Here is a 21,949-nt window from a genome sequence, read left to right on the forward strand (position 1 = left end):
GCCTGTGCCTCCGCCCGTGCCTCGCGTCAAAGTCTTCCCATCAACAACAGGATGATCAGGATGATGACCACTAACCCCAATCCGCCGCTGGGTCCATAGCCCCAGCCCTTGCTATGTGGCCAGCTTGGAATAGCGCCGATCAGCATCAGGATCAGAATGATCAACAGTATGGTTCCTATGCCCATGTGTTTCTCCTTTAAGGGGTGGTGCTGTGAATGTGATTGGCTGACGTGAATGCCACTTTGACGACCCGCCAATCACGCGTGTGACACTTTCCGTGTGGCAACGACCAATTCTGACAGGGCGTGGGCGGTGCATGCGCCAGGTCAAAAACGGGTACGAAATTGAGCGGGTCCATGGTTGATCCAAAGAATGGAATGGAAGAAATTGTGCCGCTTTGAGTCAGCAAGCGACGTAGGAGATTTGCCGGATCTGCTGTAGGAATGACACTTGTGTGCACCGGTGGTCGACAACGCTCAAGGGAAGCACGTTTTCCGACGCACACTGACACCGATCAGCGCGCATTTAGCCCAAGCGTGAACGAACAATTGTTGGCGGCGGCAAATTCAGGTGGCCGGACTCGCGCATACCCTGCAACATTGCATACAGATGTTGTGTCACGCCAAGATCGTCGAAAGGGCGGTGGCGCAGTTCCGACAACAGGCAACTCGATTTTTGCGCGTTGGCGGCGAGGCAGGATATGGAGTTCATAGGGTGCTCATGGCAGAATTTGAGTACCCATGATGCTGGAGCGCGCGTACGCCGGATATCAGCAGCAACCGCATCCTGACGTAGGTGTGGGCCTTACAGCGTGCGCCCGAGGGGCACCGCGCTACTTGGTTCGCTTGCAGCGGGTTGCGCGGACAGGAATCTATCATCGTGCTGGGTATACGAAGCGTCATGCGCGTGATTTACCGCATCGCCCGCCAATTCGCTGGCAAATCCATGATTGACGTCACGGTGATGCGCTTCATCGGCGCGCACCACGAGCACCACATCGCGCAGCGTCGCCTCAGCAGGCAACTTCCAATAGCGCTTTGCAATGGCGGGGGCGGGAACGTTGGCCACGCGGCCCGCGTCGATTTCCGCAAGATACAGCGTATAGCTGAGGACCGCCTCTTCCTCGAAATAGCCGACGACACGGTGCGCCGTTCGTGACGAAACCAGATACAAGAGGAAGAAGCCGGCGTAGAAAATCCACTGCGCAAAAAGGACGACCAGTCGCTCAAACACCGTTGGCCTGGCGATCGCAACGAAGGTCATCAGGTGCATGCGCTCATTCTCGGCTTCTTCCATCAGGGTGCGGATCCAGCCTTCGTCATCGACCATGCGGCGCAGGCTGTTGAGATGCTGGATCGTCGCACCAACCATGCCGGGTACCGCCGCGACCGTTTCAAGGACAATCGCGCGGTGGCCGTAGCGTTTCGCAAACAAAAGGTCTGCGCCGAATCGAAGCAATTTGGTGACGGTGAGCGCAAATCGGTCGGAAAAACCTGTTGGTACATGATGCGGTCCTGGCTCATCGCGCTGCCCTTTTTCGCGGGTCAGGCGATCTGATTTTTCATCCACTTCGTAATTTGGCATTTGGCAATTTCCCGGTGAGCAGGATTCTCATCCTGTATTTGAAAGTGGAAAAACCAGCCGTCAGGCTGGCTTCTCGACGATTGCGCCCGCGTCAGGGTATGCGGCGCTCGATAACGATTTGCTCGACTTCAACGCGCCGATTCGGCTCCAGGCAGATGATGAGGTCAGAACGCTTCTTGTTCGTGCACGTGACAACCGGCGTGCTCTCGCCCTTGCCGACGGTATTCAAGCGACTTGCCGCAATACCCTTGGTGGTCAAATAACCCTTGACCGCATCGGCACGACGCTCGGACAGTTTCTGATTGTATTGTGGACTGCCGATACGATCGGTGTGGCCGGTAATGGTGACGTTGGTTACCTGGGCATTGCTGCTCATCACGTCGACCGTTTCATCCAGTTTGGGTTGCGGCATCCGCAGTACCGCGCTGTCGAACTCAAACAGCTCGGTTGACGACAGCGTATAGCGCTCGAAACGCGGCGGCGCGGGTGTCGGCACGGGTGTGGGCACAACGGGCGGCGGCGCCGGCACAACGGCGGTTTGCATCGGCACCACTGGAGTGGGCGCCAAGCTGACGGCGGGTGCCAGTGCCCTGCGCTTGCCAAAGGTGTAAGTCAAACCAACCGTAAGCGTATTAGTGTTGGCCCGATCAAATCCGAATTCGTTACCGCGCAGATAGCTGTGCGCGCGCCGCACATCGGCCTGCATGCCCCACTGTTCGCCGAAGGCATATTGGAAGCCAACGCCCGCGTTCACATAAGGCGACGTATCGTCGGCCCGGAAATTGCCGCGGTTAACCTTGTCGTATTCCGCGCCGGCGCCGACCAGCACAAACGGACGGAAACGCTCGCGCGAGAACATGTACAGAGCATCGACACCCAGGGTGTTCTGCTGATAGCGCGTGCCGGCGAAACGCTGGCGTGAATAGGTCGGCCCGAACTGAATATCCCAGGACGGTGAGATGGCCTTGCCGACACGCAGGCCCAAGCCCTCACCGTGATGATCGCTGCCGAACTTTGCGTCGGGATGACTCGCGCTGATGCTCGGCGCGACATACCAGGACGGATTGTAGGAAAGACCGGATGACCTGTCGTACCCGCTACTTTGCGCCATGGCGCCCGCGGATACCGCGCAGCCCAGCAACGCGACAGCGGTGGAGAATTTCTTCATTTTCTTGGTGTGCTTCATGTTGACCTCGGTTGGTGGAAAGTGATTGGAAAGCGCGTTACAGACATCGTGTTTGCATGATTCGGGATTTCAAGGCGCGCCCGTATCGGACAACGGGCACTAAGGAGGTAGGACATCTGCGCAATGGCGTGGCAAATCGGTTTGTGCACCTCCGCTCTTTTGTCCTTCGCCGAAACCCTGTAGTGCGGGTGAGGGTTTGCACCTACGCGCGTTAGCAGCCTCTATTGCTATCGTGAGCACATAGGTTTCCCACTTGCGCTTATGCATCGCGAAGCCGGACAAGGAGCGGCATCATGTGCACAAAATTTCTGCCCGTATCATGGCTTGCCCCGTTCCTGCTCGCCCTGGCGCTGATGGCAGCGGCAACGAATGCCATTGCCGAGGCGCCGCCGCGGAACAACATGCCCATCACCATCACCCCGGAGATGATCCAGCAAGCAGCAAAGGGCCTGCAGCCGGCAAAGGAACTGTCGCGCCGCGCACGTGCCGAGCACCAAACATACGACACGCCTGCCAGCGCAGCCATTGGACGCCAACAACCTTCAGGTGGGTGTGCCCGAAATAGCGGTTTGTTATGTTTTGACTATCGCACCGGGCGCGCGCTTTACAAGCCGATGCGCAAGTTGCTGCCGGACATCCCGGGCATGACCCCGCACAATCTCTCGATTCGGCGCAACAGGGTCGTGGCGGAGTACACCTTCAAGTAACGCGATCCGTGGGAGTAGTCGTGCGAGAGGTGCGGATGTCTGTACCGCTCACATCGGAAATTCATGGCTAGTCGTCGCAGCAAGCGTACCCACACGAAAATTCGATGGACGGGTCCCGGCATACACTGTGCGCCGCCGCACAGACCTGTACGTACACGGTCGTGGAGCATGCAGGCATCCTCACCGCATAATTGCCGCAAACACTTCCATGCCCCCCATTCACGAACCAATGCAGGCATATGAAAATCGATCAAGGTAAAGAGCTGCCAAATGACAACGCGCCCGCCAAGGCGCTGACGAAAGTGCTGGGTCAAAGCGAACGCGTCAAGGACCTGGTGGAAGAGTGTGCCGTGGAGCTCTCGACAGTCAATCTGGATCTCAAGCAGGAGCTCGCGGACGGCGAACGCCTGCCCGGCATTGAAATTGCCCTCGAAAAAAGCGAGGTCATTGAAGACAAGGTGCAAGTCGCGTCCGACGAACTGGCGGTGGTGAATCTGGCGCTGGCCGCCGAGATCACCGAACGCCACGACCTCGAACGTCAATTGGCCGAGGTGACCGAACAGAAAGACGCGGCCTGGCACGCGGCCTTCCACGATGAGTTGACGGGGTTGCCGAATCGCGCCCTGTTCAATGATCGCCTGGAACATGCTCTCGCGCAGGCAACGCGCCACGGCTGGAATCTGGCCGTGATGTTCGTGGATCTGGACAAATTCAAGGAAGTCAATGATTCGTACGGGCATGCGGTCGGCGACAGCGTCCTGCAAACGATTGCAGGACGCCTGAAGGAACATACTCGCCGTGCGGACACGATGAGCCGCATGGGCGGCGACGAGTTCCTGTACCTGCTCATGGAGACGGGAGACGTGCGGGATGTTACACAGGTCGCCGAGAAGATCATCAAGTCAATTCAGGTTCCTTGCGACGTCATTGCCGGTGAGGGTACTGTCAGCCCGAGCGTCAGGGCCAGTATTGGAATTGCGATCTTCCCGCGGGACGGCACCACGGTGGAGGCGTTGATTGAGCGCGCGGATACGGCGATGTACCAGGCCAAACAGGATCAGACGGGATACGCATTTGCGCAGTGACGCCGCGACGCCGCGACCATGAACTGGCCACGGCACGCGGACTGAATTGCTCCGCATGCAACCCGCACTTACCCTGCCAGCACTTCGTCCGTCCACACCCTGAAGCTCGCCAGTTTATTCGGGCCAAACGTGGTGCTGATTGCGACGTCGCTCGCGTCGCGGCCGCGTGCGATCAACACCCGGCCGATGCGCGGCGTGTTATTGCGCGCGTCGAAGGTGTACCAGCAGCCATCAAGATACGCCTCAAACCACGCGGCGAAGTCCATCGTGCCATAGGGTGGGGGCATGCCGATATCACCGAGGTAGCCGGTGCAGTAACGTGCCGGAATATTCATGCACCGGCAGAACGCCACTGCCAGGTGCGCATAGTCGCGACACACGCCGGTTCTGTCGTAATAGGCCTCAAGCGCTGAACGCGTCATGCGCGCATTTTCATACCCGAAGGTGATATGCCGGTGGACATAATCGCAGATCGCCTGGACGCGGTCCCATCCATTTGGTGTTTGCCCAAACAGATTCCACGCAATTTCGGACAGGCGATCGGTTTCGCAATACCGGCTGCCGAGCAGGAACAGCAAGGTTTCCTCGGGCAAGTCCGGCACCGGAATCTGTTTTGCCTGAGGCATGACCACGTCGGGGATGCCGCTATCGTTGAGGATCGCATCCGCCGAGACGCGTGTGCGGCCTTCCGGCGCCACGATGCGTGTACACCAATTGCCGAAGCTGTCGCGATAGCCCGATCTAGGCACCCGAGGATCAATCATCAACTCGTCGCTACCGACGAGGTCGGAGACCCGTGTCGAGTGGACGTTCAGATTCAGAATCATGGGCGTGGGCTGCGGGCAGTCATAAATCATTTCAAAGCCAACACGTATTTGCATCATGAGTCTCCTGAATCTGGCGGTGAGGATCGCGCGTGGCCGGCAATGTAACGGGTGAAAATATCGTTAGTGTGAAAGATGTCGATCGTCACGGTCGCCTACCAGGCAAGTTCGGGCAAGTGCCGAAACACCTGGCGTGTCCCTTCACCCCACTCGCGGCTGAGGGCGGTGAAATAGGCGTCTCCATGGTCGAAGCGGCGACGCTTCCGCACTTCAAGGGAATCCAGTTCGTAGCAAATAAGGTCGATCGGCATGCCCACCGACAAGTTGCTGCGCATGGTCGAATCGAATGACACCAGCACGCACTTCACGGCGTCCGCAAGGAGTGTGGCGCGCGAAATAACGCGGTCGATAATCGGCTTGCCATACTTGGTTTCACCGGTCTGCAAATAAGGGGTATCGATGCCGGCCTCGATGAAATTTCCCTCGGCATAGATGCGGAACAGCCGCATTGGCTCGCCGCGGATCTGTCCACCGACGATAAACGAGGCATTGAAACTGATCTCGCTGCGCTCGAGGTATTCACCATCGCGCCGCTCGATATCGCGCATCGCGTCCGCGACCAGCATCGCGACGTCGAACATTGTCTGTGCGCTCCACAGGTTCGGCGGCGAGTCGCTGGCCGCGCAACGCTGGTTCAACACGCCAATCACGGCCTGTGTGCCGGCGAGATTGCCGGAACTCAGCAATACGATGACGCGATCGCCCGGACGCTCGAATACCGTCATCTTGCAGAACTTGGCAATATTGTCCACGCCGGCGTTGGTACGCGAGTCCGAGGCGAAAACAATCCCGCTTTCAAGCATTACGCCAATGCAGTAGGTCATGCGTGACGCCTTTTGTCCAATCGACACCCTTCTTGATGACGCGGTTTTGCTCTGCCTGACCGCGGGGCAAGTCCATGGTTTGCCGCCAAAACGGATTGCACCCCGACGCGTCGGGTGTGGAAGTCGATCATTCGACCCGTAGCGGGAAAGTAAGTACTTGTACCGCTTTTATAGGTGATGTGCTGTGCGGTGGCGTACACAACGGCCATGCAGTGGTTCCGGGTGCCTCACAAGGCGGGACGTTTCCAGCAGTCGTGCTGCGCGGAAGTTCTCGACAGCCAAACTCACCATCTGGCGGGCTTTCCAGACGATTAACGCCTGAAACGCCGCGCCAGTTCTAGTGTTTTACTTTTGATCTCGGCCAGATGCGCACGGTAATGTGTTTGTCCTACACGCGCGCGGAACGCGCGCCTACAAACGCGTTTGGAAGGGCCTGTTAGGCTGAGCCAGGTCCATTTGCCGCGAGTGCACGAAGCACCGATTTCCACTTGTCCATGTCTTCAATCACTACACGATCACCGTCGTCTCGCCTCACCGTCACGTTGGACGAAGGCCGCGCCGCGTTAGCCGGCAGCCTCGATGCCGCGACCACGGCAGACGCTCGGCGCACCTTCTCGACCGCCGCCAGTACCGGCAAGCATCGCATCGATCTCTCCGCCCTGACCGCGCTCGACACGGCAGGCGCGCTGTTGCTCTGCGCGTGGCAGGAGCGTGGCGACACATTGGTCGGCCTCAGCGCGGAACATCGCAAGCTCGTCAAGCTCATCGCCGGTCTGGACCGCGCGCCGCCTGACGTGACGCGTCGCGTCAATGCCCTGCGTACATTCATCATCGGCCTCGGCCGCGCGGGTGCGGCAACGCTGCGTGACCTCGTCGAATTTGTCGATTTCACGGGTCGCGCCGCCGCGTCGATCGGCCAATTGCTGCGGCACCCGGCCAGCGTGCGGATGCCGGCAATCGCGCACCACATCATGGAGACCGGCGTGAAGGCGTTGCCGATCGTGGGACTGCTGGCGGTGATGATCAGCATTGTCATCGCTTATCAGGGTGTCGCGCAGTTGCGGCCCTATGGCGGGCAGGATCTCACCATCAATCTGGTGTCGGTGTCGGTGCTGCGCGAGATGGCGGTGCTGATCACGGCCATTCTGGTTGCCGGGCGCTCGGGCGCGGCGTTTGCCGCCGAGATCGGCGTGATGCAGGCGGGCGAAGAGATCGACGCATTGAAAGTCATGGGCCTCGACCCGATGCAACTGCTGGTCGCGCCGCGTCTGATTGCGCTCTTCCTCACATTGCCGTTGCTGACTTTCTTCGCGGATGCCATGGGCCTGCTCGGCGGCGCGGTGATTTCGTACACATTGCTCGATGTCTCGTTCGCACAATATCTGCCGCGGGTACGCGAAGCCATCGACAGCAGCGACCTGTTCGCCGGCCTGATCAAGGCGCCGGTGTTTGCAGTGATCATCACCGTGGTCGGCTGCATGCACGGCCTCAAGGTCACGGGTTCGGCCGAGAGCGTCGGGGTGGAAACCACGCGTGCAGTGGTGAAATCCATTTTCCTGGTCATCGTGCTGGACGCCCTGTTCTCGATCTTCTTCGAGAAGGTCGGAATATGAAGAACGCGAACGGGAATGGCCACATCATGTCCGCGCGCGGCATCGTCAATCGCTTTGGCAAGCAGACGGTACACGACAAGCTTGATCTCGATATCGTGGCCGGCGAAGTGCTCGGCATCGCCGGCGGATCGGGTTCCGGAAAATCAGTGTTGCTGCGCACGCTGGCCGGGTTGCACACGCCGCAGGCGGGCAAGGTACTGGCGGGTGGGCGGACGGTGGAGAGTCTGTTGCCCGCGGAACGCGCAGCCTTCATGGGCATGCTGTTCCAGCAGGGCGCGCTTTTCACCTCGCTGACTGTCGCAGAAAACGTCATGCTGCCGATGCGTGAACATACGCTGCTGACAGAGATCGAACAAGAAGCGCTGGCCGCGGTGAAACTTGCGCTCGCCGGGCTTGATGCCGACGCCCGCGCGAAATTTCCGTCTGCCCTTTCCGGTGGCATGATCAAGCGTGCCGCGCTGGCCCGTGCATTGGCGCTCGATCCACGCGTGCTACTGCTGGACGAGCCCACTTCCGGTCTCGACCCGACGGCTGCCGACGGCATCGATCAACTCATCCGGCTATTGAACGAAACGCTGGGAGTGACTGTGGTCGTGGTGACCCACGATCTCAATACCCTGTTCAGCGTCTGCGATCGGGTGGCGGTGCTGGCCGATGGAAAAATCACCGTGGATACACCGGCAAGAATGTTGCGCGCCAAACAGCCGGGGGTTCACGCGTTCCTGTCGGGCGCGCGCGTGACCGCCGCGAAAGCAGCGATGGCCTCAAGAACCGCCGCAGTTACACCGGCGCCAATGTTGGCGAAGGTGGCAAAGGCTGAACGCGCCGCCACCGCCAACGTAAAGCGATAGGTACAAAGGATACAAAGGATACAAAGGACAACATATGGAAACGGATAAACGCTATTTCATCGCGGGACTATTCATCATCTTGCTGGCAGCCGGTATCGCGACGGCTTTCGTCTGGCTGGCCGGTTCAGAGCGGCGCGATGATGTGCGTTACGACGTCCGCTTCACCGAATCCGTGAGCGGCCTGGCACTGGGCGAGTCGGTCAAGTACCGTGGCGTCGACGTGGGCAACGTCAAGTCGATGGTGCTGGATCCGGCCGACCCGCGACTGGTCCTGGTCAATGTCAGCGTCCGCAAGGATGCGCCGGTCAAGACCGATACCCGGGCGACGCTCAAACTGAAAGGTGTCACCGGCGCCATGTTCATTGAACTCAATGGCGGAAATCCCAAAGCCGAATTGCTGCTCGCCACCACCCCAGCGGGAGAGGTGCCGGTCATCGCGTCGGAAAAGAGCAGCCTTGCCACCGTGGTCGATCAGTTGCCCCGCGTGGTCGAGAAATTCTCGGCCATCGAAGACCAGGCGAAGAAGGTGTTGAACGATGTCAGCGGGTTTACCAGCAAGGTGAAAGACAACCCTTCACTCTTGCTGCGCCGGCCGGAAAAGGACAAGCAGCCAGCAAGCGGCGAGGTGAAGAACTAGCGCGGAAGTTTCGCCGGGCACGGGGCGCGCCGCGGGCACAGGCACCGGGGCGCCTGATCCGTAGCGCGAGCGTGGTCAGGCAAAGTGCGGTGCGTGGGGAATATTTGTTGCGGGCCGGATCGCCCACGGGCCGGGTATTGGCAATGGCATTGGCAGGGATACCCGCGGGGTCTCAGGCACAGCCTGCGGCGCATGGTAATACAAGCTGCCGTTGGCGGTCGAGACCGCCTTTTGCATGCTCGCCGCAGGTTCGAATTCCGCTTCGTCGCGGGAGATCATTTCGATTCCCAACACGGGCCGCGCGCATCGTATATTGCCGAACAGTGTCGCAAATGAAACGTCCGCGGCATCGCGACCCGTGCCGATGCGAATCAGGCCCATCACGGGCGTCATGCCGGTTGCGTCAAACAGATACCAGCGCTGGCCGAGAAACACTTCGACGTAGGCGTGAAAATCGGTGGGGCCAAGCGCGGGGTCCGCGCCGTAGTCGACGCCCGTGACGTAGCGCGCCGGTATATTCAGTGCACGGCAAATGGCGATCATCAGATGCGCGTAGTCACGGCAAACGCCCACCCGCGAATCAAAAGTTTGCAGCGCGCAGGTGGTCGCATCGGACGCACCGGACTTGAAGCGAACATGCTGCGTGACCCATTCGCAAATCGCCGCGACACGTCCGTAACCTGGCGGGATATTGCCAAACATCGCCATGGCGAGACTGCGCATTTTGTCGGACGGGCAGTAGCGGCTGGGCAGAACATATGGAAGCACTTCTGACGGCAACGTACGAATCGATCGCTCTTCGATCGTCGCGGGATCGCCAAAGACGTGATCGAGTTCGACACTGCCGCGGTAGCGAACCGTCAGCGGTCCGCCATCGGTATACATCCGATTGATGCGATTGGCGGTCATGGGATCGGTGAACGCGTACGACGGCGTGGCGCCTTCCACCGTCAACGTTTCATGCAGCACCCGCTGCGAGCGTGTCCGCGCGGCACAGATGTTAAACACGAAATCGCATGGGCCTTGCGCTTCGTACTGCAACTTGACTTGATACTCCATGCGAACCATTTTTAGCTCCGTCTTCCTTGGGGTGGGTTACCGATGCGCGACCGGGACTTTTTGCAAAATCTTCTGCCACGCACGTGCCGGACGGTCACCGGCACATCGGGCTAAATGGGGTTTTAAGCGTGAGCAGCGTCCGCGTCGAATTCAAAAGACGGGGCCGGTTCTTCTTTCGTGGCTTCTTCCATGGCGACTATCGAGGTGATCGCAAATCCAACCAGCGCAACGCCAGCGGCGATCTTCCCGCACAGGGCGAGGATGGGAATCACATCGATCATGAATCCCAGCAGGACGGCGAGGAACGTAATTGCGGCGAAGACTGCGGCGAGTGGTTTCATTTTTGCATCCCTTTATCGGGTGCCCCGCGTACTCTGCGTACGATGGCACCGCCGTTTGCTTACGCGATCAATTGTTCGACAAGGCCATCTTAGGACGCGTGCGGGTCGCGCGTTATCGGACAAGCGAGTGACGTGATGTAGGACGATTGCGGACGTGGCCAACACAGCTCGGCCACTGACTGATGTCGGTCGCCTTTTGTGTTACGGGGGCGAGCTTTCGGGTCGCAGGCCAGGATGATCCATCGATACGCTTGTCAGCATTTGTCTGACAGCGCATTCGGCAAATGTCCGAAGCGCTGACGCAATCCGGGCCTATAAACTTCACTGACGGTCGCGATTCATGGACACGGACTTGAGGTGAGGACACTTCGCGCCGTTTGTGTTTCGCTGTCCTTTGCAGCGGAAGCTGCGGTGTATAGTCAAATTGCTCGCCACCGCGCGGCTTGGCTGCGCATAAGCCTTATTCCCGCTCCCCGTCATTTCCTGCCATACGTTTGCAACGTTCTTTTCCGCCACCCAACAAGGTTCCCACTCATGCTACGCCGCCTGTTTGACGCCCTCTACGAAAAACTGCTGTCACGTCTGGGTCTGGCACTACTGGCGCTGGCGTTACTTGTCAACCTCGCCGCCTTGCTGGCGGTGGACCGCGGGATTGCCAAACTCGAGGAAGCGCGGGGATGGGCCGAGCATTCGCGCGATCTGATGACGGAGATCCTGAGTGTGCAATCGCTTTTGTACAGCGACGAGAGCGCGCAACGGGGGTTCCTGTACACGCAGCGGGAAGACTACCTGGAACGGCTAAACGACAACGATGGCCAGATCACCTCGAAACTCGCCCGGTTGCGCGAACAAACCGCGGACAACCCTGCTCAACAAAAGCGGGTCGAGCATGTGCTTGCGTTGGCGAACGCAAGAATCAACCTGCAAAACGAAACCATCGCCGTTCAGCATATGGGACGCCGGGATGCCGCGCTTGCCCTGGTGAACAGCGATCGGGGCAAGAAAATGATGGAGGAGATCGCGCGAGAAATCTCGCTCTTTCTGGTCGAGGAAGACAAGTTGCGTGTGCACCGAACGCGCGATGGCGCCGACATCCAGCTGGCGGTGCGCTGGGGCTTTGCAGTGATCCTCTTCATCAACGCCTTGATGATATTGGCGAGTTCAGTGACCATCATGCGCGGCATGGCCCGCGAGGCGGTTCGAGATAAAGCGGACCTGGTGCAGCAGGGTGAGCGCGAGGCGGCGGAGGTCGTGCGGCACGATGAGCGCGAGGCGGCAGAGGTGGTGCGAAGCGATGAACGCGAGGCGGCGGAAGCGGCTATGCGAGAGGGCGAGCGCGAGGCGGCAGAGGTGGTGCGGCAAAGCGAACGCCGGGCAGTGTCCGTCGCCGAGGCAGAGCTGCGCACCACGGAGCTGCGCGCGCTATCCGTGCATCTGCTGCGTGTGCAGGAAGATGAGCGCCGCACGATTGCCCGCGACCTGCATGACGAACTCGGCGGCACCTTGTCCGCCATCAAGATGGACATCATCATGGGCCGCGACGCAGCCGCCAAGCGCAGCGATGAAAAATCAGTCGCCCGCCTGCAGCGGGCGCTCGTGTCCATCGATAGCGCCGTTAAATTCATTCGCCGCCTCATTGAGAATTTGCGGCCGACCCTGCTCGACAATCTTGGTTTCGAAGCCGCGTTGCGTTCGATGACCGAGCAGTTTTCCGAGCGTGCCGGTTGTGAGTGCGTGATTTCGCTGCCGGAGGGCGAGCTGGAACTGACTTCCGCGCAGTCCACGGCCCTGTATCGCATTTGCCAGGAAGCGCTGACCAATGTCATGAAGTACGCCAAGGCCAAACACGTGACGATCGCGCTGGCGCGCAATGGCTCGCACTGGACGCTGCTTCTCGGTGACGATGGCGTTGGCCTTGACGCCACCAAGCAGCATCGCGCCATCTCGCACGGTTTACTTGGCATGCGCGAACGCATCGTCGCACTCGGCGGGTCGTTCGATATCCGCGGCGACGCAGGATGCGGGACCACGCTCACCGCGACCTTTCCGCTGGTGGACAGCACGCCCAACGCGGCCGTCATGGATCGCCGGAAATCGGCGTCTCTCGGCGACCATCCGGAGGGCTGAAAGCCACCAAAACTCCAGCACTGGCGCGGCGTTTCAAGCACAAATGGCGGAAACGCCGCGCCAGCGCTGGAGTTTGCCCGTGACTGCATGGCTGCCGGACTGCATATCGCGTCCGCAATAGTCCTACATCAAATCAGATGCTCGTCCGATAACGGCGCCTGACATCACGCCTTACGATGGCTGCATGGACTCATCCATCCGCAAGGGCACAACATGAAGAACATGCAGTATCTGGCGATCTTCGCTGGCATCACGCTGTTCGCTGCGATTGCGGCGCTGGTGATCACGGCAGACCCCATGGTTACGCTGATCGGGAAACTGGTCGTTGCAGTGTCATTGATGGAATTGGCCGCTGCCGCGACGGCGTACCTGATGGACAACGGATTCGATGCCCAGGCCATGGGCAAGGAAGAAATGGACTGGTACTAGCGCCGTGGCGCCGGCACTGCCTCGTCACACGAACCACATTCGGGCATGGCCTGCCGGTTGACCGGCAGCCTCCGAATCGACATCAACCCACCAAGGATGAATCAAGATGAAGCAACTCACCATTTCCGCGATGATCGCAACGACCCTGATGCTGGGCGCTTGCGCGACGCGCGGTGACAGCAGCCCCAACTACACCCGCCACGTTTCGCAACGCAGTGTCCAGTATGGCTATGTGGAAGACGTGGGCTATGGAGAAGGCCGCGGCGGTAGCACGGGTGGTGGCGCCATCGTCGGCGGCATCATCGGCGGCGTACTCGGACATCAAGTCGGTAGTGGTCGCGGAAATACCGCGGCAACCGTTGTCGGTGCGGCGGGCGGCGCCGTGATCGGCAATGAAGTCGAAAAGAATCAGAACACCGGCGATCGCATCATCGTGCGGGTACGCCTCGACAACGGCACCCAGGTGACTTACTCGCAGGACGGCCCGCGCGATTTTCGCAACGGTGATCGTGTGCGCATCGAAGATGGACGCGTGTTTCGTGGCTAGTCAACCGTGACCGTCGCGAGTCAATCGGACGCAACGAATTTTCAATCGGGCAAAAGCCCACTTACACACTTACCAAAGGAGTCTGCCATGAACTGGGATCAAATCGAAGGCAACTGGAAACAAATGAAGGGCAAAGTGAAAGAACAGTGGGGCAAGCTCACTGACGATCAGCTCGATGTCATCGCCGGCAAGCGTGACCAACTCGTTGGCACGATCCAGGAACAATACGGCTACACCAAGGAACGTACCGAAGAGGAACTCGACCGCTGGGCGAAGGATCACAAGTCGGCCAATCCTGAGCGGCCGTCCAAGCATTAAGCAATTCGTAATATAGCCGCCGGTCATTTTGGCCGTATCGTGCCGAGGCCGGCTGCACAAACGCTCTTTTCAGAACGTGCAACACATTTGCACGATCTGTTTGTACATCCCCCAATTTAAGGAAATCTCATGAACATGAAACCCGTCAACACCCTGCTCGCCATCGCGCTCTGCGCGACCGGTATGACCGCATATGCCGCCATCACCAAGGAAGAACACAAGGCCGCCACACAAAGCGCCGAAATGTCATACAAGAACGCGAAAGCCGCCTGCGCGTCGCTGGCCGGCAATGCCAAGGACGTGTGCGTCGCCGAAGCCAAGGTTCAAATGGCTTACGCCGTCGCGAAAACCGACGGCGAATTCAAGAACACCCCGAAGGCAATATATGACGGTCGCAAAGATGTCGCGACCGCCGAATACGATCTCGCCAAGACCAAGTGCGATGCCCTCGCCGGCAATGCCAAGGATGTCTGCATCAAGGAAGCGAAAGCGGTTGAAGTCCGTGCCCAGGCAGATGCCAAGGCCGGTACAAAAATCAGCGAAGCCCGCGCCGACGCATCCGACGCAAAGAGTACTGCCAACTACAAGGTCGCCATTGAAAAGTGCGACACCTTCAGTGGCGATACCAAGGAATCTTGCGTGAAAGACGCGAAATTGCGTTTCAACAAGTAGTTCCGGCCAGTTTGTCTCCCTGTGAGGCCTTAATCGGCCTCATCTTTGGCGAGCCCTTGGGGGCTCGCCATTTTTTTATGGCCACCACGCATTCGGGCCGTAAAAAGCCGCGACGATGCGCGGCCTGGATCCAAATCGCCATGGATGCTTATTTGTGTTTCTGTGCACTGCTTTCGATTTTTCTCCCGCGCGTTCGATATCCTTGCCCGCGCCTTCCATGGTGTTGCAGCCGGTGGTGAATACGGCAATGCTGGCAAGGCTGCACAGGGTAGCCAAGGTGAGGATGAGCTTCTTCATGGTAGTTCTCCGATCTGTGTGATTGATAAAGAGGGTTGACAAAGGGGGGTTGCGAACTTGCCCCTTATATTGCATCGGTGCGCGGATGCGTCCTATCAGTGCATATCCCAACCGTCTGTCAGGCAAACGCCGACATCCAGGCGGGTCAAGTAGCGGATTCGTCCTACGCACGAATCGGCTCTGTGGCCATTACGCGTGAACGTACCGCCATGCATACTGGCGCAATGTAGCGTCTCGACACATCGTCTCAACGCAAATGCCTCAACACACTGTCAGGAGCAGATCATGAATAGCTGTTTTCATCCCCGTTCGGCAATCGTTGCAATGATCCTCGGAGCTTTCCTGATCGCCTCGGGTTGCAGTAAATACACGGAGTCAGGCCAGACCGTCGGGCAGAAGCTCGATAGCGCCATCGACAAGACCAACGCCAGCATCGTCGCCGCGGGCGACAAGGTTGAAAAAAAGGTGGATCAGGCTGGTGCTGCCGTCGCGGGCGTGGGTGAGTCGATTTCCAGTAGTACTGGCGCGGCCTTCGACAAAGCCGGCAACGCGGTTTTCACCAAGGTTGACCAGGTCGGTACGATTGTTGACGATTCGGCCATTACGGCATCCATCAAGGCTGACCTGCTGAAGGATCCCGGACTGAGCGCGCTCGGTATTGAGGTCAACACCGTCAAGGCTGAAGTAACGCTGAAGGGGGAAGTATCCACAGACATTCGCAAACAGCGCGCCGAAGGAATTGCCAGTCACATCGTCGGCCTGACCAAGGTCGTCAACCTGCTGAAAGTAAGTGGCACCTAGCGCGCAGTGCCGGCTGCGCATTGATCGCACCATCGCCGCAATCCTTCTTGTATCTGCGCAACATAGAATGCACGTGCCTTCTCACGCATCGCAGCCAGATATTTGCCCTGCGTGCTTTTCGCTTCTCCTGGCAACTTGGTGTTCGAATTTTCTTAGTACGGCCGCTGAATTTTATGGCTGCACGTGCAGCCGCGCCTGGCCAGGGCGCTATTAATGATGGCGTAGTTCAGGATCACTCTGTACTGTACTTCGGCGCTCAAGGTACTGACGAGTACGGCGGGCTCAAACCGAAGAAGTCCCGAAACAGGGGGCGTCAGCGAGCTCTTCGGCGTTGGTGGCCAGGCCGTCCCCCCTACCGCGGCGGACGGGCTGAGCGCGAGCTTGGTGCGCAAATTGCCCAGAAAGCGCACTCGGCATCATCCTGCACGCCATCGGCGTCACACACCACGGCGAGTTTATGGGCGGGGCCTTTCATTTCCGCTGTGGTCAGCGCCGCCACCGCACCTTACTTCCGCGTCGCCGCGAACACTGTTATCACCATCTGCAAGAGCGGCCATGCGCGCGATGGTATTGATGCCTTGCTGATCCGGATTGGTCATTTTGTGGGGCCCTGGCACGGAGTGGCATCGTGCGTACAGGTTTGCTGGACATCATGCGCGGATCTACCCGGTCCGATTAAAGGGAAGTTCAGAAATTCCAGCGCGTTCACAAACGCTGTCGCGAACGGAGGTTCAATGATGGGCCCTTCCCGATTTTTCCCCAGTCAATAGTAGGCGAGTGCCTACACGCATCTCGGTGTTCACCCCACAGATTCGGCAAGCGAAAAATGCGGAAATAGCATCATGCGCAATCGGCTTCGCCAACGCAAAGGTGTTACCGGTGTTTTCCACCCTGAAAAAGGTGCAACCATGAATCGTTTTGCTTCAAGTCAAGCACGGAATATTCCCGCCGCCCTGCTGGTGATGGCGCTTTTGGCGGCGACCAGCATCGCGCACGCCGCACCCGCGAGCGCGCCTGCGAGCCCATCCACGAACGATGAAGAATCGCTGGAAAAAGGGGCGGTCGCGGACGTTAAACCCCCACAAAAGTATCAGACCGCCATCCGCGAAGCCGGTGGCGCTTTCAAGGAGGCACTGCGCGAGTGCGCCCAGGCCAGCGACGGTGATCGCCTCGTGTGCGCTGCGGAGGTGCGAGCAACGTACGACCGTGAGATGGCGCAGGCGAAGTTGCTTTTTCGCGGCCGGGAGCTCTTGCAGGCTTGCGTTCGCGGTTAGCGATCGAAATCCAAATTTATGATGTCATCAATACTTAATGGGACTGGAACCAACCATGAACCTGACTAGACAAATCCGCTGCCTCATTCTGTTTGGGGCGTTGATTACACCGGCAATTGGCAGCATGGCACAACAGCTTTCCGTGTTGCCGCAAACCCTTTTGAGCCGCGACACCGTGGCCAGGCTTCGTGTGACGACGGTAACCCCATTTGCGCTCGGACGCGAGTCAGTGACGATGGTGAACAACAAATTGACCGTGACAATGCGTTCATTCGACAATGCGCCCGACGCCGGCCCCGCGCCGCCCGCGGACGACGTTTCCACGACTTCTGCCGATGTGGTCCTCGGCAGATTTCCGCAAGGCAGTTACACCGTTGACGTACTATTCCTGGATCGCAAGACGGCGATGTTCTCGCCTGTGGGTACGGCACAATTTACTGTCGCTGAAGACATCCCTGCCCGCATGTCCGGTTTCCCCGCATATGACTTCACCGACCTGTGGTGGAACCCGGCTGAATCAGGCTGGGGCATCAGCCTGCACGCCAAACGTAATACGCTATTTGCCGCCTGGTTTGTATACGACGCAACGGGCAAGCCGACTTGGTACACCCTGCAAATGGGTAGCTGGCAAACACCGAACCGATATAGCGGCTGGATCTTTGCAACCCGCGCGGCCCCCAACAGTGGCGTGGGGCCGATGTCTTCCCTCACTGTTGCCGAAGTGGGCAGCGGTACGCTCACTTTCAACAGCTACGATCAGGCGGACTTTACGTACACTGTCGACGGAGTCTTGAACTTCAAGAACATCATGCGAGAGGCGTTCTAGCCAAGCCTGTCGTATTTGCCAAGGCCGGGCAGAGATTCATGGAAATCGGCAATTGCCCAGCCATTCGCGACCCGATTTCGCCGACATTTTTCGCCCCGAACCGCTGACCATCCGCCATTTGGATCAGCGCTTCCCCGGCAAATGAAGTACCGGGTTCACTACCCTTCCCGCCATTCCTGCCATTCCGATCAGACAAGCGAGCAAGCGAAATCGCGATCCATCCTTGCGATTTCGGCCTGTTCTGATTGCCGATAGCGCGCCACCAAAAACCCTATTCTGCGCGCGCCTCTCCGGCCAAAAAAGCCTGAAACTCCGCGCCAGCATTGGACTTTCGTATTCCCCACACATATCCCGACGTTTCCCACTTTGCTATAATTTGAGTTTGCTGCACCGCCGCAACCTGCTCCACCTCTTCCACCTCTTTCTTCCCACAGGATTCTCCATGGCCAAAATCAAAGTCAAAAACCCCATTGTTGAAATGGACGGCGACGAGATGACCCGCATCATCTGGCAGATGATTCGTGAAAAACTCATCCTTCCGTACCTCGACGTCGATCTCAAATATTTCGACCTGGGCATGGAGCATCGCGACGCGACCGACGATAAAGTGACTGTCGATTCGGCGATGGCGACCTTGAAATATGGCGTCGCGGTGAAATGCGCGACCATCACTCCCGATGAGGCGCGCGTCAAGGAATTCAATCTGAAGCAGATGTGGAAAAGCCCGAACGGTACCATCCGCAACATTCTCGATGGCACGATTTTCCGTGAGCCGATTATTTGCAAAAACGTGCCGCGACTGGTAAGCCACTGGGACAAGCCCGTTGTCGTGGCCCGTCATGGGTTTGGCGACCAGTATCGCGCCACCGATTTTCAATTCCCCGGTCCAGGCACCCTGACAATGTCATTCAAGCCGGCAGACGGCAGCCCGTCCATTGAGCGCGAAGTGTTCAAGTCACCCGGCGCCGGAATTGCTTTGGCGATGTATAACCTTGATGACTCCATCAAGGGCTTTGCCCGTGCCTGCCTGACCTACGGCCTCGAACGCAACTATTCGGTTTATCTTTCGACCAAGAACACTATCCTGAAAGTGTACGACGGCCGTTTCAAGAATCTTTTCCAGGAAATCTACGACGCGGAATTCGCCGGCAAATATGAAGCCGCCAAATTGACGTATGAACATCGCCTGATCGACGACATGGTCGCCGCCAACATGAAGTGGACCGGTGGCTACTTGTGGGCCTGCAAGAATTATGACGGTGATGTGCAATCCGATACCGTTGCGCAAGGCTACGGATCGCTGGGCCTGATGACGTCGGTATTGATGTCGCCGGACGGCAAGACCGTGGAAGCCGAGGCGGCACACGGCACTGTCACGCGGCACTACCGCATGCATCAGCAGGGAAAACCGACCTCGACCAATCCGATCGCGTCCATCTACGCTTGGACGCGCGGCCTGATTTTCCGCGGCAAGATGGACAGCACGCCGGAAGTGGTGAAATTTGCCGAGTTGCTGGAGAAGGTCTGCGTGGATGTTGTGGAATCGGGCCGGATGACCAAGGATTTGGCAATTCTGATTCGTCCTGATCACCCGTACCTTACGACCGAAGAGTTTCTCGGGGCAGTCGATTCCGAGCTCAAGGGCCGCATGCATTAAACGTATCGTTGCTTGAAGACCCGTGGACGGCTTTGTGGAGAAATTCGCAAAGCCGTTTTCATTGAAAAGGATGAAATGACGGAAACTATTTTCGTTTGGGCGATTCGAAGCGTATTCGAATCTGGTTCAACAAAATCATCGGGAGCGCAGTATGAAAAGGCAAATTTTGACGGCAATACTCACCGTGCTGGCCGCATCTTCAAGCGTTGCCTTCGCCGCTGCATCGGTTGGACAACCCGCCCCGGCTTTCACAATGGCCGATCTCAATGGGAAGCAGGTGAAACTGGCTGATTTCAGGGGCAAGCACGTGGTTCTGGAATGGCACAACCCGCATTGTCCCTTCGTGATGAAGCACTACGACAGCGGAAACATGCCTGGTTTGCAAAGCAAATATGACGGCCAGGACATAGTGTGGTTGTCGATAAACTCCACGCATCCCGGCCATCAGGACTACGAAAGCGCCGACAAACTCAAGCGCTATCTGGCTGAAAAAAAAGCCTCACCCGATGCCTACCTGATTGACGCCGACGGCAAGACCGGAATGGAGTACGCCGCCAAGACCACGCCGCACATGTATGTGATCAATCCGGCGGGCATGCTGGTCTACGCAGGCGCCATCGACGACAAACGCTCCACGAGTATCGACGACATTAAAACCGCGCGGAATTACCTGGTTGCCGCCGTGGACGAATCGAAAGCCGGAAAACCAGTTTCAACGGCAACGACCCAGCCATACGGATGCAGTGTCAAGTACCGCTGACATGGCGAAGCAAGGGACGGTATTGCATCCGACACTAATACCCCACCGGAAGATTCTCATTCAGGATCGTGATGGACTTGCGCTGTACCGCGATGTAACCCTGTTCGGTTAGCGACTTCAAGGTACGGTTGACCATTTCTCGTGAGGCACCAATCATGCCGGCCAGATCCTTCTGCGTGAATTGTTTGCCCACGACGCGATGACCGTGGGACATGATGGCCAACTCCAGCAACGTGCGTGAGACACGGCTGGAGATATTCATCAGCGCGAGCGTCCCGATCTGGCGGTCAGCATGCCGCAGACGCGCAGCCATGCTGGCCATTACCTTGCGCGCAACGTCAGGCGATTGTTCAATGGCTTTCGCAAAACTCTCGTAGGACAGGGTATGCAAATGCGTGCGCTCCAGCGCTTCCACGTTGGCGGTACGCGGCCGCATATCGAACATCGAAATCTCGCCGAAGAATTCGCCTGCTCCAAGGGTGCTCACAATGACTTCCCGGTCCGTATCCGGCATATCGGTCAGGTAGACCTTTACCTGGCCGGCGAGGATGATAAAAATGGTTTCGGCAACTTCATCCTGGCGAAGTATTATTTCTCCCTTCTCGACCGTACGCATGGTCATGTGCGCGCCAATGCGGTCAAGTTGCGCGGGCGTGAGATTGCTGAACAGGGGAATGACGTTTAGCACGGGGCCTTGAGGATTCGTTCGACGGAATGTTCGACGGACTTGTTCGACAACAAGCGGGAATTACGACATTTAGTATGAAGCAGGCAAGCGGGCCAAACTGTGAACTTGCTCACACTATTGCCTGGTCACGCCGTCATTTTGTGCCGGGCAGCCAGCGTGCCGCGATTTGTTTGATGATATGCAGTCGCTGATGAAAAAAATGATCCGCACCAGGCACCACCACGACAGGGATATTACGCGGACGCGCCCAGTCGAGTGAGTCGATCAGTGGAACGGTGTCGTCCTGTTCGCCATGAATAATCAACGTACTTTCTGGTATGGTGCCGCTCGCGGGCGGGTCTTGCCACTGGGTAATGCGCTTGAGCGACGGTGCCACGAGGATCATCTCCACCGCCTTGACTCCCGCGCTGGCGGCGAGCGTTATCGCGCCGCCAAAGGAAAACCCGGAGAGCCACAAAGGCAGCCCGGGATTGAGCGCGCACGCATGCCGGATGACCATCAGCATGTCGTCAGTCTCGCCACGCCCCTCATCATGCGTACCCTCAGTCCTGCCGACACCGCGAAAATTGAACCGCCATGTCGCCGCACCGGCGTCCGTGCATGCGCGTGCCATGCTGGTGACAACCTTGTTGTCCATGGTGCCCCCAAACAGGGGATGCGGATGGGCGACCACCGCGACGGCACACAATCTGGCCGCCTCCGGAATATTTGCTGCGACTTCGATGGTGCCTGCGCTGCCGGCAATCAGGGATTTTGAAACGTGCACGGGACGTGTCATTATC

26 protein-coding genes are annotated in these 21,949 nt (G+C 58.4%); 15 read left to right on the top strand and 11 right to left on the bottom strand.

The window, feature by feature from the left end; genetic code table 11:
* Positions 1 to 26: 26 nt before the first annotated feature.
* The 4 genes from IPP88_09045 to IPP88_09060 form a co-directional block, all read right to left on the bottom strand.
* Positions 27 to 185: a DUF3309 domain-containing protein gene (locus IPP88_09045; GenBank protein MBL0122859.1), complete on the bottom strand. Its 159-nt coding sequence runs from the start codon at positions 183 to 185 to the stop codon at positions 27 to 29.
* A 340-nt stretch (positions 186 to 525) separates the two neighbouring features.
* A complete protein-coding gene (locus tag IPP88_09050; protein ID MBL0122860.1) occupies positions 526 to 711 on the bottom strand; it encodes a hypothetical protein in 186 nt (61 codons plus the stop codon).
* 93 nt (positions 712 to 804) lie between these two features.
* Positions 805 to 1,584 (bottom strand): alternative oxidase, encoded by a 780-nt coding sequence (locus IPP88_09055; protein MBL0122861.1) that lies wholly within the window; start codon positions 1,582 to 1,584, stop codon positions 805 to 807.
* A gap of 91 nt (positions 1,585 to 1,675) precedes the next feature.
* Positions 1,676 to 2,770: an OmpA family protein gene (locus tag IPP88_09060; GenBank protein MBL0122862.1), complete on the bottom strand. Its 1,095-nt coding sequence runs from the start codon at positions 2,768 to 2,770 to the stop codon at positions 1,676 to 1,678.
* Positions 2,771 to 3,063: 293 nt separating this feature from the next.
* Between IPP88_09060 and IPP88_09065 the strand changes: the two genes are divergently transcribed.
* Together IPP88_09065 and IPP88_09070 are read left to right on the top strand one after the other, a co-directional pair.
* The gene (locus IPP88_09065; protein MBL0122863.1) at positions 3,064 to 3,477 is read left to right on the top strand and encodes a hypothetical protein; all 414 of its coding nucleotides are present in this window, start codon (positions 3,064 to 3,066) and stop codon (positions 3,475 to 3,477) included.
* A 239-nt stretch (positions 3,478 to 3,716) separates the two neighbouring features.
* Positions 3,717 to 4,562, top strand: coding sequence for a GGDEF domain-containing protein (locus tag IPP88_09070; protein MBL0122864.1), 846 nt, complete (start codon positions 3,717 to 3,719; stop codon positions 4,560 to 4,562).
* Positions 4,563 to 4,630: 68 nt separating this feature from the next.
* Here IPP88_09070 and IPP88_09075 read toward each other — a convergent pair whose 3' ends face one another.
* Positions 4,631 to 5,443 (bottom strand): transglutaminase family protein, encoded by an 813-nt coding sequence (locus IPP88_09075; protein MBL0122865.1) that lies wholly within the window; start codon positions 5,441 to 5,443, stop codon positions 4,631 to 4,633.
* A 98-nt stretch (positions 5,444 to 5,541) separates the two neighbouring features.
* A complete protein-coding gene (locus IPP88_09080) occupies positions 5,542 to 6,270 on the bottom strand; it encodes a peptidase (GenBank protein ID MBL0122866.1) in 729 nt (242 codons plus the stop codon).
* Between the two features lie 494 nt (positions 6,271 to 6,764).
* On the opposite strand from IPP88_09080, the gene IPP88_09085 reads away from it, so the two are divergent.
* From IPP88_09085 to IPP88_09095, 3 genes are read left to right on the top strand one after another with little or no spacing between them, the layout of a single operon-like run.
* Entirely contained in the window at positions 6,765 to 7,883 is a 1,119-nt protein-coding gene (locus tag IPP88_09085; GenBank protein ID MBL0122867.1) for an MlaE family lipid ABC transporter permease subunit, read from the top strand.
* The gene (locus IPP88_09090) at positions 7,880 to 8,734 is read left to right on the top strand and encodes an ATP-binding cassette domain-containing protein (protein ID MBL0122868.1); all 855 of its coding nucleotides are present in this window, start codon (positions 7,880 to 7,882) and stop codon (positions 8,732 to 8,734) included. The genes IPP88_09085 and IPP88_09090 overlap by 4 nt, the downstream gene beginning before the upstream one ends.
* 34 nt (positions 8,735 to 8,768) lie before the next feature.
* Positions 8,769 to 9,371: an MCE family protein gene (locus IPP88_09095; protein ID MBL0122869.1), complete on the top strand. Its 603-nt coding sequence runs from the start codon at positions 8,769 to 8,771 to the stop codon at positions 9,369 to 9,371.
* Positions 9,372 to 9,446: 75 nt separating this feature from the next.
* Here IPP88_09095 and IPP88_09100 read toward each other — a convergent pair whose 3' ends face one another.
* Both IPP88_09100 and IPP88_09105 read right to left on the bottom strand, forming a co-directional pair.
* On the bottom strand, positions 9,447 to 10,439 hold the full coding sequence (locus IPP88_09100; protein ID MBL0122870.1) for a transglutaminase family protein: 993 nt from the start codon (positions 10,437 to 10,439) through the stop codon (positions 9,447 to 9,449).
* Positions 10,440 to 10,552: 113 nt separating this feature from the next.
* Complete coding sequence (locus IPP88_09105) at positions 10,553 to 10,771, bottom strand: hypothetical protein (protein ID MBL0122871.1); 219 nt, start codon at positions 10,769 to 10,771, stop codon at positions 10,553 to 10,555.
* Between the two features lie 534 nt (positions 10,772 to 11,305).
* On the opposite strand from IPP88_09105, the gene IPP88_09110 reads away from it, so the two are divergent.
* The 5 genes from IPP88_09110 (at position 11,306) to IPP88_09130 (ending at position 14,864) form a co-directional block, all read left to right on the top strand.
* Entirely contained in the window at positions 11,306 to 12,898 is a 1,593-nt protein-coding gene (locus IPP88_09110) for a CHASE3 domain-containing protein (protein ID MBL0122872.1), read from the top strand.
* Between the two features lie 213 nt (positions 12,899 to 13,111).
* Complete coding sequence (locus IPP88_09115) at positions 13,112 to 13,327, top strand: hypothetical protein (protein ID MBL0122873.1); 216 nt, start codon at positions 13,112 to 13,114, stop codon at positions 13,325 to 13,327.
* A 106-nt stretch (positions 13,328 to 13,433) separates the two neighbouring features.
* Positions 13,434 to 13,874: a glycine zipper 2TM domain-containing protein gene (locus IPP88_09120; protein MBL0122874.1), complete on the top strand. Its 441-nt coding sequence runs from the start codon at positions 13,434 to 13,436 to the stop codon at positions 13,872 to 13,874.
* 87 nt (positions 13,875 to 13,961) lie between these two features.
* The gene (locus IPP88_09125; protein ID MBL0122875.1) at positions 13,962 to 14,192 is read left to right on the top strand and encodes a CsbD family protein; all 231 of its coding nucleotides are present in this window, start codon (positions 13,962 to 13,964) and stop codon (positions 14,190 to 14,192) included.
* 129 nt (positions 14,193 to 14,321) lie between these two features.
* Complete coding sequence (locus IPP88_09130; protein MBL0122876.1) at positions 14,322 to 14,864, top strand: hypothetical protein; 543 nt, start codon at positions 14,322 to 14,324, stop codon at positions 14,862 to 14,864.
* 75 nt (positions 14,865 to 14,939) lie between these two features.
* Here the strand turns inward: IPP88_09130 and IPP88_09135 are convergent, their stop codons facing one another.
* Entirely contained in the window at positions 14,940 to 15,161 is a 222-nt protein-coding gene (locus tag IPP88_09135; protein MBL0122877.1) for an entericidin A/B family lipoprotein, read from the bottom strand.
* A gap of 285 nt (positions 15,162 to 15,446) precedes the next feature.
* On the opposite strand from IPP88_09135, the gene IPP88_09140 reads away from it, so the two are divergent.
* The 5 genes from IPP88_09140 (at position 15,447) to IPP88_09160 (ending at position 20,479) form a co-directional block, all read left to right on the top strand.
* Positions 15,447 to 15,962, top strand: coding sequence for a BON domain-containing protein (locus IPP88_09140; GenBank protein ID MBL0122878.1), 516 nt, complete (start codon positions 15,447 to 15,449; stop codon positions 15,960 to 15,962).
* Positions 15,963 to 16,870: 908 nt separating this feature from the next.
* Positions 16,871 to 17,236 (top strand): hypothetical protein, encoded by a 366-nt coding sequence (locus tag IPP88_09145; protein ID MBL0122879.1) that lies wholly within the window; start codon positions 16,871 to 16,873, stop codon positions 17,234 to 17,236.
* Positions 17,237 to 17,291: 55 nt separating this feature from the next.
* A complete protein-coding gene (locus IPP88_09150; GenBank protein MBL0122880.1) occupies positions 17,292 to 18,062 on the top strand; it encodes a hypothetical protein in 771 nt (256 codons plus the stop codon).
* Positions 18,063 to 18,504: 442 nt separating this feature from the next.
* Positions 18,505 to 19,719 carry an NADP-dependent isocitrate dehydrogenase gene (locus IPP88_09155; protein ID MBL0122881.1) on the top strand — a complete coding sequence of 405 codons (1,215 nt, stop codon included), beginning with the start codon at positions 18,505 to 18,507 and terminating at the stop codon, positions 19,717 to 19,719.
* 151 nt (positions 19,720 to 19,870) lie between these two features.
* Entirely contained in the window at positions 19,871 to 20,479 is a 609-nt protein-coding gene (locus IPP88_09160; GenBank protein ID MBL0122882.1) for a thioredoxin family protein, read from the top strand.
* A 34-nt stretch (positions 20,480 to 20,513) separates the two neighbouring features.
* On the opposite strand, the gene IPP88_09165 is transcribed toward IPP88_09160, so the two are convergent.
* Positions 20,514 to 21,167, bottom strand: coding sequence for a Crp/Fnr family transcriptional regulator (locus IPP88_09165; GenBank protein MBL0122883.1), 654 nt, complete (start codon positions 21,165 to 21,167; stop codon positions 20,514 to 20,516).
* 133 nt (positions 21,168 to 21,300) lie between these two features.
* A complete protein-coding gene (locus IPP88_09170; GenBank protein ID MBL0122884.1) occupies positions 21,301 to 21,945 on the bottom strand; it encodes an alpha/beta hydrolase in 645 nt (214 codons plus the stop codon).
* Between the last annotated feature and the right edge of the window lie 4 nt (positions 21,946 to 21,949).

The sequence above is a fragment of the Betaproteobacteria bacterium genome (assembly GCA_016720925.1).
GTDB lineage: Bacteria > Pseudomonadota > Gammaproteobacteria > Burkholderiales > Usitatibacteraceae > UKL13-2.